Raw genomic sequence first — 17338 nt, 5'->3', positions numbered from 1 at the left:
GGACTTCTTGTGCAATGCAAGATTATCGTCGATGGGAGCGCGGCCCTTGCCCGGTCTTCCGTGCAAAGGATCGTGTTGCGAGCACACGTGAGTCAGCATGGGCTGAGTCGTTTACGCGTCAGCCGGATGCAATTTCCGTGTAGACTGGCCTTCCGCCGGCATTGTTCATTACTTGGAACTTCAGTTCCTTTATTCAGCCTACCCTGCTCACATCGGGACTGGGTGTCAACACTCTTCCATACCCGGTAAACGCCCGGCTTCCTGATTGTGGCTAGCGACGATATAGCGTTGCGGGCGCGACGGGACGGCGCTGCTCAACGGGGTGCTGCCTCTGCACCTCCAGCCTGCGCCGTTGTTGCGAGCTCTGTAACCAGGTAGATCGCCTGCCGTGACCTCAGGCGTGCACGGTCTCTTGGGATCGAGCAGAGAGTGACGAAATCGAAGGAGACGCATTCGTGGGGATGATGCCAGACGCTGGACTGTTTGAGCCGGAACCCGGCCAGGAGTCTGCCTTCGATGCGGCCGACGCGCTTGTCGTGGATGAATTGCTCGCGTGCGGCGAGCGGCTTGGCCGGCCGGTTGTCGTCGGTCTATGCGGGGCACAGGGTAGCGGGAAGTCTACAATGTCGGCGCGGCTCGCGCGGCGCCTCGACGCTGCGGGCAGCCCGAGCGCCGTGCTTTCGCTCGACGACTTCTATCTGACACGCGCTGAAAGGGCCACGCTCGGTCGCACCGTCCATCCGCTGCTCGAAACCCGCGGTGTGCCGGGCACGCACGACCTCGCGCTTGCGCGATCGACGATCGCATCGCTCGTTGGTCAGCAGGCCATGGTCGCAGCGCCGCGCTTCGACAAGGCTCTGGATGATCGGGCGGCGCCGGCAACGTGGCAAACCTACCAGGCGCCTGTTTCCGTCGTGATCCTGGAAGGGTGGTGCGTTGGTGCACGTCCCATTCCGGACGAGGATTTGCTGCAACCGATCAATGCGCTCGAGCGTGATGAGGACGCAGACGGCACATGGCGACGGCACGTGAACTCAGTGCTACAAGACGATTATCGAGCGCTATTCAATTTACTCGATCTCCGTGTTCTGCTGCGCGCACCGGATTTCGCGTGCGTTCATGGGTGGCGGCTCGAACAGGAGATGGGCCTCGCTCGCATGGACAGTCAGTCGATGCCCGTGATGGATGCGCCAGCGGTCGCGCGTTTCATCGCCCATTACGAGCGGCTTACGCGGTGGATCATAGCCGATGAGCCGGCGGATCTGGTGATTGAGATAGGTCCGGATCGTACTCCGTTTGCCTGGCGCAGGGGCGGCGTCATCTGAGCGGGCTGCTGCTGCGGTGTCGAGCAATGATACACCTGAACCGTCATCTTCCGGAATTGCGGATCCGCCGCGTTCCCGCCTCCGAAGGCCAGAAGCGAGGTGACACTGAAGACGGAACAGAGCTGCAGGGCGAGGGTCGGCGTCATGGCGCGGCTCCCGCGGCGGCGCGGGTTTTGGTCCGCTTATGCGCCGTCGCCAGGCCAGACGATGCCAAACGGCGCCGTTAAAGCCAACGTCAACCAGAGAGGCCAGCGCAGCACGCCACTGAGCAGGAAGGTCAGCGCGAAGAGCAGGATCGGGACGACCGAGGTCGGTTGTGTGCGCCCTTCCACACCATTTGCAAGGTCATGGCGGCGCCAGCCGCTGCAAACTGAACCGCGCCGGGTTTTCCGGAGGCCCCAACTTCCGAGTAGGATGGAGCCATGACGAGCAAGACGACGAACAAATTAAGTGCTGAGGTTCGTGCCCGGGCGGTGCGGATGGTATTGGACCATGAGGGGGAACACCCGTCTCGCTGGGCTGCGGCGACGTCGATTGCCGGGAAGATCGGCTGTTCGACACAGACGCTGATGGAGTGGGTGAAGAAGGCGGATATTGAGGCTGACCGAAGCTCGGGGGGGGCCCTCGGAGGTAGCCGAGCGGATGAAAGCCCTGGAGCGTGAGAACCGCGAACTGCGCCAGGCCAATGAGATATTGCGCATGGCGTCGGCCTATTTTGCGGCGGCGGAGTTCGACCGCCCGTTCAAAAAATGATTGCCTTCATCGACGATTGCCGGGATGCCCACGGGGTCGAGCCGATCTGCCGCGTTCTGCCGATCGCCCCGTCAACCTGTCATGACTATGCAGCCCGGCAGCGCGATCCTGATCGTCTGCCACCGCCCGCACGACGTGATGTCGTGCTGAGGGCACAGATCCGCCGGGTCTGGGAGGAGAATTTCGCGGTCTATGGCGTGCGCAAGGTCTGGCGGCAATTGCATCGGGAGGGCATCGAGGTCGCGCGCTGCACGACGGCGCGCTTGATGAAGCAGATGGGCTTGCGGGGGTGATCCGCGGCAAGCCCGTGAAGACGACGGTCAGCAATCCGGCCGCCCCTTGCCCCCGGGACAGGGTCAATCGGCAGTTTCGCGCTACTCGGCCCAATGCCCTGTGGGTTTCCGATTTCATCTATGTCGCCACCTGGCAGGGATTTGACTGAGTTGCCTTTGTCATCGACGTCTTTGCCCGCCGCATTGTCGGCTGGCGCGTTTCCCGATCTGCTCAGACCGGATTTGTGCTGCATGCCTTGGAGCAGGCGCTGCATGATCGCCGCCCTGCGCGACAGAGCGAGTTGATTCATCATAGCGATCGCGGCGTTCAATACGCGTCTTTTCGCTACACGGAACGCCTGGCAGACGCCGGGATCGAACCATCCGTCGGCAGCGTCGGCGACAGCTGCGAGAATGCCCTCGCCGAAACCATCAACGGCCTGTTCAAGGCCGAGGAATTTCATCGCAGGGGGCCATGGCGTCATGCAGAGGCCGTGGAATTCGCCACCCTCGAATGGGTGGACTGGTTCAATCATCGCCGCCTCCTCGAGCCCATCGGCAATGTCCCGCCCGCCGAGGCCGAAGCGCGCTACTATGCGGCCCTGGACCAGATGCCCTTGGCCGCATAACTTAACCCAAATGGCCTCCGCGAAACCCGGCGCGGTTCAATTTGCGACGCAGATGGTCCCGAGGCTCTTCCCGGTATTGCCCCCGTAAGTTGAGAAGCACTCGAACTGATCGCTGACACGGCCGTTTGCTGCATCTTGTATCGGCAGGACTAATTCTTGTGTCGCTTGGTCACAACTTGCTTGGTTTGTGGGACGGTGTTTTCCGATTCAGCGACTAATTGGTCCGATCTACCGTGTGTATCAGACTATCGCACCGGAACCCTGATGAGGAGAGAGAAGATGGTAGATTCGTCAGTACCTGGTCTGCACTCCCGAAGAGGCGCCTTAGGGCTCGGCGCAAAGTCCGGCCTTGGGCTGGCTTTGGCAGGCAGTATGCTCGCAACAGATGTTGGACAAGCCGCCACAGTGAACGAAGGTTTACCACGCTCAGCAGGCCCACTCCGGTCCGCAGGCAAGATCGCCTTTGGCCCCGACAACATCCTGCTCGTGGGGGACATCAAAGGCGCCGCAATTCATGCCTTTGTTCTTCGAGCCAAGGATTTTGACCGTCAAACTGGCGTGGAGCTCGGCAACTTCCAGAATTTCGAAGGTGTCGATCTTGTGCAAGGGTTGGATGTCAAGCTTGCCAGTCTTATGGGCACCACGTACGACAACATCGTCGTAAATGATATGGTTGTCCACGAGCCGACAAAGCAGATTTTCCTTTCCGTTGAGCGCGGACGGGGCCCTGTTGTTATACCTACGATCGTGAAGGTAAACCACGGACGTCTGGAAGTGCTACAGCTTGATGCGCTCTCACATTCCAAAGCCTCGATCCCGAACGAGCCCGCCGACACAGCACGGCTAGAGTTTGAACCGCAAAGTGTCTACGCCGTCACGGACGTGAAATACTATAACGGCGAAGTCTTTGTCACAGGCGTTTCCAATCAGCGGTTTGCATCGACCTTGTACCGCATCCCCTTTCCCTTCACCGGAAGCTTGGCCACATCCACTGTCGAGATTTGGCACCCTGTGCACGGCGAGTGGGAGACACGCGCACCCATAATCCGGCAGATCATTCGAGAAGTTCGAGTTGAACCTCATGTGTTTGCCGTATACGGATGCACGCCGCTCGTGCGCTTTCCCCTAGCGGCTCTGAAGGACGGCGCGCACGTGAGGGGGGAGACAATTGGACAACTGGGTTACGGTAGCAACCCGCTCGACATGTTCACCTTCACCAACCCGCTCGATCAGAAAGAAAACCTATTGGTCACGATCGACACTCGCGATGGAGCGCAGATCGGGGTAGCTGAGCTGGATACGGCGCCAGCCGAGCCGACGGGAGGGCCAATCAATTTTGACTATGGTGGGCTGGGTCGCACACAGCACCACCTCCCTATCAAGTCCGAGCACATGGCTATCCTAAATCCTAGGTGGGCGGTCGTCGTATGGCGACACCCAACGACTGGCTACCGCCTCGACCTCGGGACGCTCATGGTTCCTTACTTTTTTGATAGGCGGCTCGGAATGGCGGAGATGAATTGGCCAAACGGTCCGGACCCTTTCCACTATCGAGCGCACCGCGGCCAGATTGACACTATCTCGTAACGGCGTTGAGATGCGGGCCCGCAGCACGGTGAGTGTCGCGATGGCGCCCCTCGTCTTGACGCCGGTTTGTGACGAGGTACTGTCGGTTCCACTGTCGCTCTCAGTTGAACACGATGTTAGTCGCGGGGTTTGGTATGTCAGCGCAAGCGGGTTGGGGCCGGGCCTCTCCGCTTCCTCTAGTGGGCGGCTTCAGTCGCTGCTTCGTGTAAAAGTCGCTCAATCGGGAGAGCCCGATCATGATGAACTCCCCAGTATCTCTGGAGACTATCTGGTTCTCGGTGACGAAGTCCGCTTCACTCCTCACTTCCCATTCGAGCCAGGTGTTTCTTTTCGAGCCATCCTGGACTTGCGCATTCTGAGACAACTGAGTGCTGTCGAAACCGTGACCCGAGACTTCTCATTTCCAGCACCAGAAATGCCGCACGAGGCGTCTGAAGTCATTGAAGTATATCCATCCAGCCGGGCCCTGCCGGCAAATCTGCTGCGCTTCTACGTCCGGTTCTCAACTGCGATGCGGCGCGGTCGGGTAGAAGACAACGTCGAGATCCTTGGTCCGGACGACCGTCCGGTGCCCGACGTGCTCTATCGGGCTCCGGTGGAGCTATGGGATCATAGCGTGACCTGCCTTACAATCTTGTTGGATCCGGGCCGGCTGAAACGCGGCGTCGGGCCAAATCTGGTGCTGGGGCCGCCACTCATAGCGGGTCAGCAATACGCTTTGAAAATTGGTGCCGGCATGACCGACGTGTACCGGCGCCCGTTACGCGACATATTTCTCAAGAGGTTCATTGCGTCGGAGGCGGTTCGCGCGCCCGTCGAACTCGAGGAATGGAGTGTTCGATCTCCTGCAGTTGCAAGCCGCAGACCTGTTGAACTAATCTTCCCGAGGCCGTTGGACTGGGCACAGCTCAGGCGTGGGATTGCGGTCACCTCTGATCGTGACCAACCGATAGGTGGCTGCGTCAAAATTGATCGGGACGAGAGGCGTTGCTGTTTCACTCCAGATGCCCCTTGGGCGAGCGGATCGCATCGAATTTATGTTTCTCCAAATCTAGAGGACTTGTCGGGGAATACACCGACTCGACCCTTTGATGGACCGCTGCGTACGGAAGGCAAGTCGTTTGAAGAGACTGCTCGCCGCTGGATCACCTTCGTCGTTTAGGTCTTCAACCTACCGACTTAATCGCAAGCTTCGGAGCGCGACGCTGGCTATGTGCTATCAAGCGGATGCACGTCCCTAGGCCCGATGATGCCGCCGGCATCTGTTGAATCCCGATGCTCAACCTCACCATCGTAGACAATGGTCACCGTCTCAAAGCCGCGATGCGGGTAGGTTCCTACGCCACGCTGCCTTCGAGCAGGCGAGAACTCGTGAGGTCCAGCGTAGTCCAGAAGGAGGAAGGGGCTGATCTCTGCACCAAAGTTCTCGTATGAGAACAAGGAGCGTATAGGAAATCCGTCTCCAACCCAATGTTGCTCCCGGTTTCCGAAGGTTCCGACAACCATCTTCATCGCCATTTCATCCTCCTTAGCCAAATACGGCTGACTGCTCCGCCGGTTGTCGAACATTCGGCGCTCCTGGGTGCAGGATTGGATGGCATCATGCCGTGCGCCCAGGTTCAGCGGGTGACTACTACAATCTTTCCGCCAGCCCGGTTCTCTTCCATCGTCCGGTGCGCCTCCACAATCTCGCCAAGGTGGAAGACCCGGCCGACCTGAACCGGCAACTTGCCCGCTGCAACCTCATCGACCAGATCTTGCATCGGCATCCGCATGAAGTCCTCGACCCCCCCGTCATAGGTCGTGAGACCAACAGCGGTTGGAATCGCGGCCATCGGGCTGAAGCCCTCGAGCGACCATTTATTGCCGACAATCCCGGTCATGCAAACGAGGGCAGGTTCACGCGTGCAACGGAGGGAGTCGAGCAGGGTCGTCGTGCCCACGAGCTCAAGAACCTTATCTGCACCGCCGTCCCACTGGCGCTTGACGGTCTCGGCGATTGCACCGTCATCGAGAAAAAACTGGTCCGCCCCACAATCGCGAAGCAACCTCTCGCTGTTGGGGTTCCGCGAGGTCGAAGCGACCGTCGCACCGTGACGCTTTGCGATTGCTGCCGCGGCCATTCCAACTGAGGTGGTGCCGCCACGGATCAACAGCCGGTCTCGCGGTACGAGCTGTAGCGCACGAAACAGCGACCCCCATGCGGTCTGGAGCATCTCCGGCAGCGCGCCAAGCTTATCCCAAGAAAGATTTGTCCGGAACGCCTGCACTTGCTTGGCTGGAACCACTACATACTCCGCGTAGCCACCGTCAAAATCTCGCCCCATGCCTCCCATGACAGTGGCGACGACGTCGCCCCTGCTGAACTCGGCGCCCGGTGCCGCCTCCACGGTCCCGACGGCTTCAATCCCGAGTACGCGAGGGAACTTCACGTCTGGCGAAAGACCTGCGGTCTGGAGCATCTCCGGCAGCGCGCCAAGCTTATCCCAAGAAAGATTTGTCCGGAACGCCTGCACTTGCTTGGCTGGAACCACTACATACTCCGCGTAGCCACCGTCAAAATCTCGCCCCATGCCTCCCATGACAGTGGCGACGACGTCGCCCCTGCTGAACTCGGCGCCCGGTGCCGCCTCCACGGTCCCGACGGCTTCAATCCCGAGTACGCGAGGGAACTTCACGTCTGGCGAAAGACCTTGACGAGTGAACATCTCAGACCGGTTGAGGCCGAATGCCTCGACGCGGATCAGCACATGGCCGATCGCAGGGCTCGGGACGGGGAGCTCCTCAATCTTAAGAACGTCCGGTCCGCCCGGTTTGCGAATCACGGCGGCTTTCATTGTGCTGATCATGTTCAGTGTTCCTCTCGCGCCTCTGGCGTTGCTGTCAGAAAGAATAGTCAAAGGTTGAATTTGTCGTCTGACGACTTTGATCACCTATCTGTTGCCCGCTCACAACGGCTGAAAGCCGGCACCAGCAGAGCCGAGCGATCCTGACACGGTGAACTTCTCCACAAGTCCGTGGAGTTCAAGCGGCTCAATTCCGCGACCGTGCGATATGAGCCCACCCTCGATCTTGATTTCGCGCGCTGAGCCGCCGGGCTTTATGCTTAACGGCGTGGCGGGAAGCTGCATGACGACACCTTTAACCAGCGAGTTGCCGACGCCGCCATGCGTCTCCAATCCATGCCTTACAGCGATCCGGCCCACAGGCTGGCTGATCTGAATGCCGACTGCACCGTCGGCCCAGGTGACAACGCGTTCGAACTCCGCATCTCGGACGGTGCCCGCGTAAACGTTAAACGCCCGCGCGCCAAGGCCGAAGGTTTCGATCATTCCATCGACCCGCAGGAACCCCACGTCACCAAAGTTGACAAAACCGATACCGCTTGGGCCGTAGGACGTGATCTTGCCATCAGCCTGCCAGCGCTCGACAGTGCCCCAGTTATCGAGCACCATGTCGTTGGCGCCATAGGTTGTAACGGGGCCGACGTTGCGGACGCAGTCGACCCACGCGCCGTGGACGGTGAACACGCCGCCGGAGATGCGGTCCGGGGTGCCCGGCGCGATGCCACCGTCGCTGTGGATCTCCCCCGTCTCAAGCCGCCGCACAACGATCCGGCCGCCGCCCGGCGTTCCAGCGACGAACACCCCACTGCCTTGAACCGGCGCTCCTGAGCGGCCTGCGCTGATCGCGGTCAGGTCTGCCGTAATTCGACTTTGCTGATCGCTTTGCAGGTTCCAGATCGTGAAGACGCCGGGGACGACCTCAACGCCGAATCCGCTCGGTCGCTCGTCAAACGCACGGGCATCCGCCATGACAATTTCGATGTCATGCGCATCAACGTGCCCTCCCTGCACCAGCCCCGTCGCTAGGAGCCGAACGTTTCCCGTGATGCGCAAGGCGGAGAGCCCAATCCTGCCCAAAGTAGGATAGCTTGTTTCGTTGAAAACCGCCCGTCGGTCGGGGTCAACCACGATCTCAAGCTCCGCGATGACGTTGTCTGCCGAGAGCTGAACACCATCAGCACCCGCCGCGAACCGAAGTATCGAAGATGGATCGTCCCCCCGAAGAGAGATGCCTGGTCTAAGCTGCAGGACCGGCAAGTCGCTTAGTTCGCCAGCAACGCGAATCTCGCATGTGCTAGTATCAAGAGTCGCCTCAAGCAGTTCCCGGGTAGTCGCAACTAAACGGCTCTGAACCACAGCTTTACCTCATGATTAAGTTTTGGATATTTGACAAGCACTTCGATCGCGGACGGCCTACAATCAAGAAGCTTGTCGATTGCTCCGAGAAGACAGTCTTTGTTAGCGCAAAGGCTGCAAGCAAATGGCTGCTCCTGCCTTCGCCAGCTGCCTCATCAATCCGCTATATGAGAAGCACAAAGCTTCCGGCGCACGTACAATCTGCTTGTCCAACAAGCAAGAACTAGCAACCGGATGCCCCAAGGCTGACGAGAGCTCGCGGGGTGGCCTAAACAGTTGATTGTTCACAATCTTGAAAGAAGATCTGCCACCCAGGGCGCGTTGCCCACTGCAGTTGCTTCAAATGCATATCACCATTCCGTGTATCAAAAGTAGTCGGCCAACGCGCCGTAACCAAACTTATTTAGATTCTGACGACTTCTAGCTGCACGGCCTCCTCCCAATTAGGGGCATCTTCGGAAATGACTTTCCAGATATCGGGAAGCGGGACAACGACCGCGTGATCCGTCTTGGCCTTGAGCTGGAAAGTTGATTTCCTAGACGACGGCCGTGGATGTGTACTCAGGTTCGCTTTCATCGTCAGAACCCTCAGCGCAACCGGTCAGAAACTCGACCGGCCCACGAACGCGTTGCCTCTCACCATGTTGAGCGGCCATCGAACGCGGCCCGCCGTCGGCCGGGCTTGATACCGGCCATCGGCACGTGGACCGAGTTTTTTTTAAGAATGCCCCCACCGCGCCCTGATACATCATCGGCTGTTGCCTCTGCATAGTCGGATGCTGAAGAACATGGGCGTTGACATCTACTTCCAGAAACTAGAGCGGTGGCCTCCGACAGCACGCCGGCTTTCAAGGTCGGGCAGCACAGAGGCCGACCACTGACGAGCCCCATCACCAAGCGTCGTATTAAATTCTCCCGCGCGAACCACTTTCATATAGTGCGCGACTTAACGCTTGCCACCGCGCACAGATAGTAAGGCACCCGACGTTGAGGTCAACGCTCCAAGCAGTCCGTTTGTGAAAGCGAAAATCGACCTCTCCGGGCTCTTGAGAAAAAGCGGCAGTGCTTGGCCTAAACAACCCCATTAGGTGCCGAGATCTAGCGATCCATCAGGAAGGCTCAAACTCGTGAAAGATCGCCGGTGCCAATTGGACCGCAACTTCTATGAACAACCGTACTAAAAGCGGCGTGTTCCGATTGCCCAAGTGTACGAGCGATACGTCGGAGCTTGGGAGCCGCCAGTGAGGCAGGACTTCAACTAGGCCACCATCCCGTATCAAGCCCGGTTGTACGACCGGTGGAAGCTCTCCGATGCCGGCACCCTCGACAAGTGCGCGCGCAAGACCGACAAAATCGTTCATCGAAAAATGGGGGGTGAAAGTTACGACTTTGGTCTCGCCACTCTCCCGGCTATGCAAGCTCCAGCTCGCTTCAGATCGCCCGTACCAAAATGTAATCAGCCTATGATCAAGCAGATCTCTCGGAGACTTGGGAGGTTGTCGTGTCGTGAGGTAATTCGGGCTCGCTACAAGTCGCTCTCGAAAGCTAAACAGCCTCCGGGCGACCAAGGCAGAGTCTTTGAGAGCGCCAATTCTAACTGCGAGGTCAACGCCGTCAGCGATGTGATCGACATAGCGATTCGTCACGAGGGCATGAACACGGACGTTCGGATAGGAAGCCTGGAAAGTAGAGATGATGGGCGACAATATTGTATCGGAAACGCTTGGAGGCGAAGAAAGCCTAAGCGTACCGGAAACAGTTGAAACTCGGTTCGAGATGACGCTCTCGATGGCGTCGCGCAGCTCGACACTCCGTTGTCCTTGCTCAAAAACCTCTTGTCCAATTTCGGTCAGCCGTAAGTACCTGGTTGACCGCTCCAGTAGCCGAACACCAAGCTGCTCCTCCAGGTCTGCGACCCGTCGGCTAACAGTGGAAATCGGCATGTTGAGCCGCCGCGCGGCCTCAGAAAAACTATTGGCTTCAACCACTTTGGCGAAGATTATTAATGCATTCAGATCGGTCACAGTTTTTACCGTTTTTGGAAAACGACTTTCTAATCTGCCCTCTTATGGACAGACATCACTTCGTCTAAAGCTGATAGCGAGAACCCAAGGCATTCATCCGGTGCAGCGATGTGGCTTTGTCATCGCCAGCAAGACAGTGGCCCGCTCGGCCTTCAAGCGCAACGGGAGAAAGAAACAGACTAGGGGGGCCGTTTTGATGGCGTTGATGACGGCAGCGGTGGTCTATGAGCCGGGCGGACCCGAGGCTCTTAAGGTTGAGACCCGGATGATACCTACGCCAGAACCAGGTGAGGTTCTGATCCGGATCGAAGCGCTCGGACTTATCGGCTCCGGGCTACTGGCGCGTCGGGGGCAGTCAGTCGGCGTCACATTCCCGCGAATCCTTGGGGCCGAGGCGGTGGGCCTTGTGGAGGAAGCACCAGGGGAAGAGTCTCAGACTCAACGCCAAACTCATTTCGGCTGACGATGAGCGAGCGCTGGTTGGCTCGACCGACATCGATCGTAGTGCGTCCGATCTGAGGCGCAAGTTGGGCTGCTTCGTTGGCGACCGGGCGGCTGTAGAAGCTCTACATCGCTGCTTCAACAACGACTGGCATGAGGCAAGCGATTATACAGCGGGTGACCCTTTAAGCGCTTATCTCACGTCTGAGGATGGTCATCCGGATGATGCTGAACTAACACAGTAGTAGCTTGGGCAGAAGGTAGATTGCATTCGCAACAAGCGGAGAGGCTAACGCCGAATGTTGAGATCAAGTACTTTGACGGCGACGCCATTGCCATACTCACACTTGAGGATGGAAGTTGCTCTAACGCTATGGGCATCGAGATGGGTGAAGCATTTAGACGACAGGTTCACGACATACAGGCGGATCCTAAGCTTCGAGCCGTGGTCATTAGAGCGAAGGGCGAGGACTTTTCAATTGGCTGTCCGCGAGACCTGCTTGTCGAATTTGGGTCGGGCGCGTTAAGCGGAGTCAACTTGCGCGCCGCCATCCTAGACTAATCGAACCTATGACTTCCTATGTTTGACCTGCCTGTTCCCGTCATCTCGATAATCACAGGAAACTGCCTGGGCGTCGGTCTGTTCTTTGTTTGTGCTGCTGACGTTGCAATCGTGGATGAAACGGCAAAGCTCCAAGTTCTAGATGCAGGCCTCGGGTATTACCCCGGCATGGCGCTTCCGTTCCTCTTGGAACGCAAGGTAGGAGTGCAGCAAGCATCGCTGCTCACGATGACCCAGGAGGCGATCTCCGCCCGCGAGGCGGAACGGTTTGGTTTGGTCGCGCGATGTCTGGTCGCAGGAAGCGCATTTGACGAAGGCATGAGACTTGCGCGGGCAATAGCCGCGGCGGCGCCCGAAGTCGTGAAGTATAATAAAAGGGGACCTTCAGGTGCGTCTAAAAAGAGTCTTGTCCGAGACCGAGGATGGCGCGGCCCGGTAAGCGAAAGACTTTCAGACCAGGGAGTTTCGAACCCGCATTGCTATCAACGTCGCGAGCGTTGCGGTGGCCGTGAGGGCTGCGACAAGACCGGTCTCCGACGGCGGATGCATCATCTCGATCGGCTGGGTGTTTGGCGCTCATTCGCGGTGGACTGGTATTCGCTGCTATTCCGCGACTAAAGCCGCGCTCGGCGGTACACGCGCGGTTGGGCGCAAAACCTCGGGCGGCGCGGCATCACCGTGAGCCTTGTTCAGCCTGGCGCGATCAACACTGAACTGAATCCTGAGACTGCTGATCATGCGGCAGGACTGGTAGCGATGACGTGTTTTGGTAGGTATGGACAACCATATGAAATCGCGGCTGTTATAGCATTTCCCGCGGGCCCGGGTGCCAGCTACATCACAGGCGCAACAATAAACGTGGATGGTGGTCATCTAGCCTTACAGGGCTGCGGATCAGTGTTCTAGTTCTTGGGCACCCGCACAACCCATCCGCAAGCTTTTCTTCGTCGAATTGCACCTTGGTTGAGAGTTGTATCTCAGTGTGGCACGTCGAACATCAGGGCCTCTCGAGGAGTCAATGATGGATCTCAATTCTCTAGTGGTGTTTGCCACAGTGTCCGAGACGACCAGTTTTTCTGAGGCTGCGCGGCGGTTGAAGATGCCGATCTCCACGGTGAGCCGTCGGATAGCTGACCTGGAGGATCAGCTTGGCGTCCGCCTCCTCGAACGATCGACACGTAGCGTACGGTTGACCGAGGTGGGAAAGGAGGTTCTAGAATACGCGAGAGGCTGCAGTGAAATCGGCAATACCGTAGCGAGTATGGTTTCCAGTCGCCTGTCAGACGTGTCGGGCACTTTACGACTTTCGGCGCCACCCAGCATATCAGATACCTTTCTCGCACCCCTAGCGATGGCGTTTCAGGATTTATATCCCAATGTTAGGACTCAGATACTCGTTACGGATCGAATAATAGACCACATGGCCGATGGGGTGGATTTGGCATTCAGGGTAGGGGCGCCGAATGATTCTACGCTCGTTGTGACCCGGCTTCTCACCTATCGCCACCAACTGGTCGCCAGCCGGTCCTATCTTGATCGGTATGAGGCGCCAAAAAGCCCGCAGGAACTGCTGGATCATAGGTTGATATCATTCTCGCATTGGCGGCCAACCACGAGCTGGACCTTCGTTCACAGGAACCGTGGGGACAAGGTAACGCTTACTATCCACCCTTATCTGGCGATGAACGATTTCGCGGGTCTAACACCGGCGCTTTTGGCGGGAGGGGGGATCGGTGAACTTCCACCCTTGGTTCAGCCTGATCTCCTTCGCGGTGGTCAGTTAATCGAAGTAATGCCCGACTGGCATCTCAGAACGTTTGATCTCTCACTGGTTCACGTCATGAGCAAGCCAACCTCTAAGGCTTGCAGATTGTTCAAGGACTTCGCTACCCAAATGGCGCCGATGTTGTTTCCGACGCTGCCAATGTAGTCGATACCACTCGATGTAACATCTGCCCGACTAGGATCATCCCAGCAGTGGGAATGTTCTTCTAGGTTCCAGTGATACCAGCAAGGTTGTCATGCTGCCCTGAGGCAGCTACGAGACGCTGATCGTCTAAAGCAAAATGTATTGGACCGGGTGCTAGATTAACAGAGTTGCAAGGACAATTTAGTATCATCTGGCGTACGCTGGGCTTCGAAGTGAGCCATCGCAGGTTTCTGGGCTTTGCTGGGCCACTCGTGGCTTTCGCGGCTCTCGGGGCCTTGGCCGAAGCCATGTTTTGTTCTCACCTATCTCATCGTCGTTCTCTCCATCCGGCTAACGGTCGTGGGCTGTCAGGTTATACTTGCACCTGATGCCGAGCGCTTCAGGCTCTTGCCGATGACTGACCGAGCCGCCCGTTTTTGGAGCATTTGGTCAGCGACGCTCGTAGGCGCCTTCTATTTTGCCAAGGGGAGCTCCTGCTGGTCGTTCTTGCGGTCTTCGGGTTAAGCCTCGCCGTTTCGAACCTGTTGCAGAAACAACGCGGTCGAGGGTCGCCACACGCCGCTCGCCCGTTGGCTGTCGTTGCTTTTCATAGCGAACTGAGAATTGTCTTGATCAGTTGGAGCGCACTCGCTGTCGCCAACATTCTCGGCATCGACCTACAGCGCTTGCCGCTCGCGACAGCGCCACGATGCGAACCGCGAGAGCCGTTCTAGACGTTGCGATCATCGCCCTCGTCGCCGACTTCATCTGGCAAATGGCCCGTGTGTCCATTGACGACTACTTTGATAAGGAGGCTCCAGGTGACCAAGCCGCCAGCGATGATGAGGCTCGCCAGCGCCAACGACTGCATACCCTCCTTCCCGTTCTGCGGCATGCGCTTCTCGTGACAGTTGCCGGCGTCGCCGGCCTCACAGCGCTGTCCACCCTTGGAGTTGCTGTCGGCCCACTGATCGGGGGCGCAGGGGTTGCCGGTATCGCCATCGGTTTCGGCGCTCAGACGCTTGTGAAAGACATCATATCGGGATTGCTCTTCCTGTTCGATTACGCCTTCCGGATTGGAGAAACAATCGAGAGCGGCAGCATGAAAGGTAAGGTAGAGTCAGTCTCTTTGCGCTCAGTCAAGTTACGTCATGATAAGGGGGGCTTGCACACGGTGCCGTTCGGCTCTCTCTCCATGATTACCAACTTCTCGCGTGACTGGGTCGTCGATACGTTTTTGATCAGCGTTACGTACGACACGGATCTGGATACGGTCGGCCGGATCATAACGGATGTAGGCGATACTCTCCGAGAGGATCCTACAACTTGACTGAAAAATATGCAGATCGGATAGCCGGAAAATGACGCACACCGCGACGACTTGGGCTCGCGCGGAAAGGTGTAGATCGGCCGCTAGCATCCCTGACGCAAGAGTACACGTTTCGGTCGTCTCGACGTTCGGCGGTTCCCCATTGCGCCATGGGCGCGTCAGGATTCGTCACCTCGAAACGGGGACAGGGCCTTAGCCAGAGCGTGTCGCCACCAAGTGTGGCCGGGGTCATGCTGGAAGCGAGGATGCCACCACAAGTAAGCCACGCTCCGGGGCAGGTCGAGCGGCGGTGTTCGGATTTCGACGTCCAGGAGGTCGGCCCGGTCCGTGACTGCCTTCGGTAGCGTCGCGATCAGGTCGGAGGATGCCACGATATAGGCGGCAGCCGGGAAGCTTGGCACGGTCACGGCGACGCGGCGACACAGGCCCAGCGCAGCGAGCGCGTCGTCCACGATACCAGTCTCGCCGCCGGTGGTGCTGACCAGCACGTGCGGCAGCGCAACGTAGGTTTGCAGGTCGAGTGGCCCCGCCAGCGCCGGGTGGCCGCGTCGTAGCAAGCAACAGAAAGGTTCATCGATCACGCGCGTACGCATAGCCTCCCGGTCCAAGGCCAGAACCTGTTCCACTTCGGCGCCGGCCAGCACCAAGTCCAGGCGGCCACTTGCCAATTCGTCTGGCAGGCCAGGGCCGATCGCGCGGATGCGGACGTTCACGCCTGGCGCCATCCGCCTAAGCTGCCCGATGAACTCCGGGATCATGGTGAACTGCGGGTGGTCTGGTGTCGCCAGCGAGAAGCTGCGGGTGGAGGTTGCCGGGTCAAACCGTGGCTGGTGCCGCAACAGCCGCTCCAATGCATCCAGCCCCATCCGTAGGTCAGGCCGTAGACTCTGCGCCAATGGCGTCGGCTCCAGGCCGGCGGATGTGCGCACCAGCAGCGGATCACCCAGCCGTGACCGTAGCTCGCGCAGCGAGTGGCTGACGGCCGATTGCGTCACCCCGAGCCGGGACGCCGCGCGCGTGACGCTGCGCTCCGCCAGCACCGCGTCGAGCACCAGGAACAGCCGCAGGTCGCGCTCGGACACATTAGTTCCATTCATGCGCCTATGAGACCACGAGGCCTCGCCAAGTGCCAGGCGATAGGCGAGTTACACCTTCGTCAACCGCGCATAGGTTAGTGAGGAGCAGATGATGAGCAGCATGACGGAAGAAAGCCGGCGCGATCGTGCGGGTGCTATCCTGTTTGCCGGCACGGCGGCAGAGATTCTCGTTCCTACCGAGGCGACGGCAGGCGCATTCTCGCTCCTTCGGATCGCCAATCCCGCGGATTGTTGGACGCCACGGCACCTGCACCGGAACGAGGACGAAACGGTATTCGTGCTGAGCGGCTTGCTGAGGGTCGAGATGGAGGAGCGGGCGATGGACGTTGGGCCTGGCCAGGCGATTGTGCTGTCGCGCGGCCGGCCGCACCGCCTAGGCAATCCGGGCGCGGAGGAAGCCCGCTTCCTCGTGCTGTGTACGCCCGGCGGCTTCGACGCCTTCGTCCGGACTGCCGGCCGCCCGATGCCGGATGGTGGCCCGGCGATGGACGAAACCGACATCGCCCGGCTTATACAGGCAGCGCCCCGTCACGGCATCGAATTATTGCCGCCCGAAACGCTGCGACCCGTTGCGAACGAGGACGCGGCAGTCCCAGCCGCATCGAGGGAGATCGACGTGCTCGGCAGCCGCATCCAGGTTCTCGCCGAGTTTGGGGGCGCTGACGATGATCTCTGCCTCATGCGAGGGTTATTGCTGCCGGGCTGCACCGTGCCGATGAACACCCACGTTGGCTACGAGGTGCTCTACGGCCTTGGCGGCGTAGTGGACCTTTGCGTCGGTGCGGTGGGCGAGGCAGCCACGCGGGCCGTTGGCGCCGGGCAGGTCATGAACATCTCAGGCGGCGTTCCACGCGCCCTCAGCAACCGGGGGGATGTGCCAGCGGAGATCCTGCTTATTACGCAACGACGTGTCGCAGAGCAATTCGGCGAGACTTCAGCCTGATGTATTTCGGGCGCTTTGCCGAGGCTTGCCGATGGTTCCGCCGCGCCGACGACCTTGCGAGGCTGCTGCGGGAGCGCCCTGCAACCACGCACAAGGCGTCGTTTCATCTGCTTCCCTATTGGCGCAGTTCCGGTCAACGAGTGTGGTTATTGATGGTTCCCGGGGTATTCGCCGCGGCGTGACGGCTTGATCGATGGAGTGTTGAGCCTTGCGGCAAAGCTGCGAGGATAGGCCGCCGCCAAGGCGATCCAGCTCCATGTGGCC

At 59.1% G+C, this 17338-nt stretch carries 13 protein-coding genes, 2 pseudogenes and 1 other annotated feature; of the genes and pseudogenes, 10 read left to right on the top strand and 5 right to left on the bottom strand.

The window, feature by feature from the left end; translation table 11 throughout:
* The first annotated feature begins 461 nt into the window (after nt 1–461).
* The 4 genes and pseudogenes from ACOEQ1_RS00265 (at nt 462) to ACOEQ1_RS00250 (ending at nt 5728) form a co-directional block, all read left to right on the top strand.
* Nucleotides 462–1325, top strand: coding sequence for a hypothetical protein (locus ACOEQ1_RS00265; protein WP_419757238.1), 864 nt, complete (start codon nt 462–464; stop codon nt 1323–1325).
* A 422-nt stretch (nt 1326–1747) separates the two neighbouring features.
* Nucleotides 1748–2979 (top strand): annotated as a pseudogene (locus tag ACOEQ1_RS00260) (IS3 family transposase).
* Nucleotides 2033–2149 (top strand) — a sequence feature (AL1L pseudoknot). Its footprint overlaps the pseudogene before it by 117 nt.
* Before the next feature lie 279 nt (nt 2980–3258).
* Nucleotides 3259–4566: a hypothetical protein gene (locus ACOEQ1_RS00255; protein WP_419757237.1), complete on the top strand. Its 1308-nt coding sequence runs from the start codon at nt 3259–3261 to the stop codon at nt 4564–4566.
* Between the two features lie 40 nt (nt 4567–4606).
* Nucleotides 4607–5728 (top strand): hypothetical protein, encoded by a 1122-nt coding sequence (locus tag ACOEQ1_RS00250; RefSeq protein ID WP_419757236.1) that lies wholly within the window; start codon nt 4607–4609, stop codon nt 5726–5728.
* A 47-nt stretch (nt 5729–5775) separates the two neighbouring features.
* Here the strand turns inward: ACOEQ1_RS00250 and ACOEQ1_RS00245 are convergent, their stop codons facing one another.
* The 4 genes from ACOEQ1_RS00245 to ACOEQ1_RS00230 all read right to left on the bottom strand — a co-directional run bounded on the left by ACOEQ1_RS00245 (nt 5776) and on the right by ACOEQ1_RS00230 (nt 10756).
* Entirely contained in the window at nt 5776–6135 is a 360-nt protein-coding gene (locus ACOEQ1_RS00245) for a pirin family protein (protein WP_419757235.1), read from the bottom strand.
* Nucleotides 6136–6185: 50 nt separating this feature from the next.
* Nucleotides 6186–7415, bottom strand: coding sequence for an alcohol dehydrogenase catalytic domain-containing protein (locus ACOEQ1_RS00240; protein ID WP_419757234.1), 1230 nt, complete (start codon nt 7413–7415; stop codon nt 6186–6188).
* A 99-nt stretch (nt 7416–7514) separates the two neighbouring features.
* Nucleotides 7515–8669, bottom strand: coding sequence for a hypothetical protein (locus ACOEQ1_RS00235; protein WP_419757233.1), 1155 nt, complete (start codon nt 8667–8669; stop codon nt 7515–7517).
* Nucleotides 8670–9877: 1208 nt separating this feature from the next.
* Complete coding sequence (locus ACOEQ1_RS00230; RefSeq protein ID WP_419757232.1) at nt 9878–10756, bottom strand: LysR substrate-binding domain-containing protein; 879 nt, start codon at nt 10754–10756, stop codon at nt 9878–9880.
* Between ACOEQ1_RS00230 and ACOEQ1_RS00225 the strand changes: the two genes are divergently transcribed.
* From ACOEQ1_RS00225 to ACOEQ1_RS00205, 5 genes and pseudogenes are all read left to right on the top strand, one after another.
* Complete coding sequence (locus ACOEQ1_RS00225) at nt 10710–11255, top strand: alcohol dehydrogenase catalytic domain-containing protein (RefSeq protein ID WP_419757231.1); 546 nt, start codon at nt 10710–10712, stop codon at nt 11253–11255. The genes ACOEQ1_RS00230 and ACOEQ1_RS00225 overlap by 47 nt on opposite strands.
* Before the next feature lie 558 nt (nt 11256–11813).
* Nucleotides 11814–12413 (top strand): enoyl-CoA hydratase/isomerase family protein, encoded by a 600-nt coding sequence (locus ACOEQ1_RS00220; RefSeq protein ID WP_419757230.1) that lies wholly within the window; start codon nt 11814–11816, stop codon nt 12411–12413.
* Between the two features lie 27 nt (nt 12414–12440).
* Nucleotides 12441–12701: pseudogene (locus ACOEQ1_RS00215) on the top strand (SDR family oxidoreductase); the annotation flags it as partial.
* 112 nt (nt 12702–12813) lie between these two features.
* Nucleotides 12814–13725 (top strand): LysR family transcriptional regulator, encoded by a 912-nt coding sequence (locus tag ACOEQ1_RS00210; RefSeq protein WP_419757229.1) that lies wholly within the window; start codon nt 12814–12816, stop codon nt 13723–13725.
* Between the two features lie 688 nt (nt 13726–14413).
* The gene (locus ACOEQ1_RS00205; protein WP_419757228.1) at nt 14414–15034 is read left to right on the top strand and encodes a mechanosensitive ion channel family protein; all 621 of its coding nucleotides are present in this window, start codon (nt 14414–14416) and stop codon (nt 15032–15034) included.
* A gap of 158 nt (nt 15035–15192) precedes the next feature.
* On the opposite strand, the gene ACOEQ1_RS00200 is transcribed toward ACOEQ1_RS00205, so the two are convergent.
* On the bottom strand, nt 15193–16116 hold the full coding sequence (locus ACOEQ1_RS00200) for a LysR family transcriptional regulator (RefSeq protein ID WP_419757227.1): 924 nt from the start codon (nt 16114–16116) through the stop codon (nt 15193–15195).
* Between the two features lie 106 nt (nt 16117–16222).
* Between ACOEQ1_RS00200 and ACOEQ1_RS00195 the strand changes: the two genes are divergently transcribed.
* Nucleotides 16223–17074, top strand: coding sequence for a cupin domain-containing protein (locus ACOEQ1_RS00195; protein WP_419757226.1), 852 nt, complete (start codon nt 16223–16225; stop codon nt 17072–17074).
* Nucleotides 17075–17338: the final 264 nt, after the last annotated feature.

This window comes from Acidisoma sp., assembly GCF_965199065.1.
Classification (GTDB): domain Bacteria; phylum Pseudomonadota; class Alphaproteobacteria; order Acetobacterales; family Acetobacteraceae; genus Acidisoma.
The sequence above is the reverse complement of the archived record's forward strand: the minus strand, read 5'-3'. Positions and strand labels throughout refer to the sequence as shown.

Excerpts from the sequence above, each read along its gene's own strand:
- ACOEQ1_RS00265 (WP_419757238.1), top strand. The coding sequence starts at position 462 with ATGATGCCAGACGCTGGACTGTTTGAGCCGGAACCCGGCCAGGAGTCT.
- ACOEQ1_RS00255 (WP_419757237.1), top strand. The coding sequence starts at position 3,259 with ATGGTAGATTCGTCAGTACCTGGTCTGCACTCCCGAAGAGGCGCCTTA.
- ACOEQ1_RS00250 (WP_419757236.1), top strand. The coding sequence starts at position 4,607 with ATGGCGCCCCTCGTCTTGACGCCGGTTTGTGACGAGGTACTGTCGGTT.
- ACOEQ1_RS00245 (WP_419757235.1), bottom strand. The coding sequence starts at position 6,135 with ATGTTCGACAACCGGCGGAGCAGTCAGCCGTATTTGGCTAAGGAGGAT.
- ACOEQ1_RS00240 (WP_419757234.1), bottom strand. The coding sequence starts at position 7,415 with ATGATCAGCACAATGAAAGCCGCCGTGATTCGCAAACCGGGCGGACCG.
- ACOEQ1_RS00225 (WP_419757231.1), top strand. The coding sequence starts at position 10,710 with ATGTTGAGCCGCCGCGCGGCCTCAGAAAAACTATTGGCTTCAACCACT.
- ACOEQ1_RS00220 (WP_419757230.1), top strand. The coding sequence starts at position 11,814 with ATGTTTGACCTGCCTGTTCCCGTCATCTCGATAATCACAGGAAACTGC.
- ACOEQ1_RS00210 (WP_419757229.1), top strand. The coding sequence starts at position 12,814 with ATGATGGATCTCAATTCTCTAGTGGTGTTTGCCACAGTGTCCGAGACG.
- ACOEQ1_RS00205 (WP_419757228.1), top strand. The coding sequence starts at position 14,414 with ATGCGAACCGCGAGAGCCGTTCTAGACGTTGCGATCATCGCCCTCGTC.
- ACOEQ1_RS00195 (WP_419757226.1), top strand. The coding sequence starts at position 16,223 with ATGAGCAGCATGACGGAAGAAAGCCGGCGCGATCGTGCGGGTGCTATC.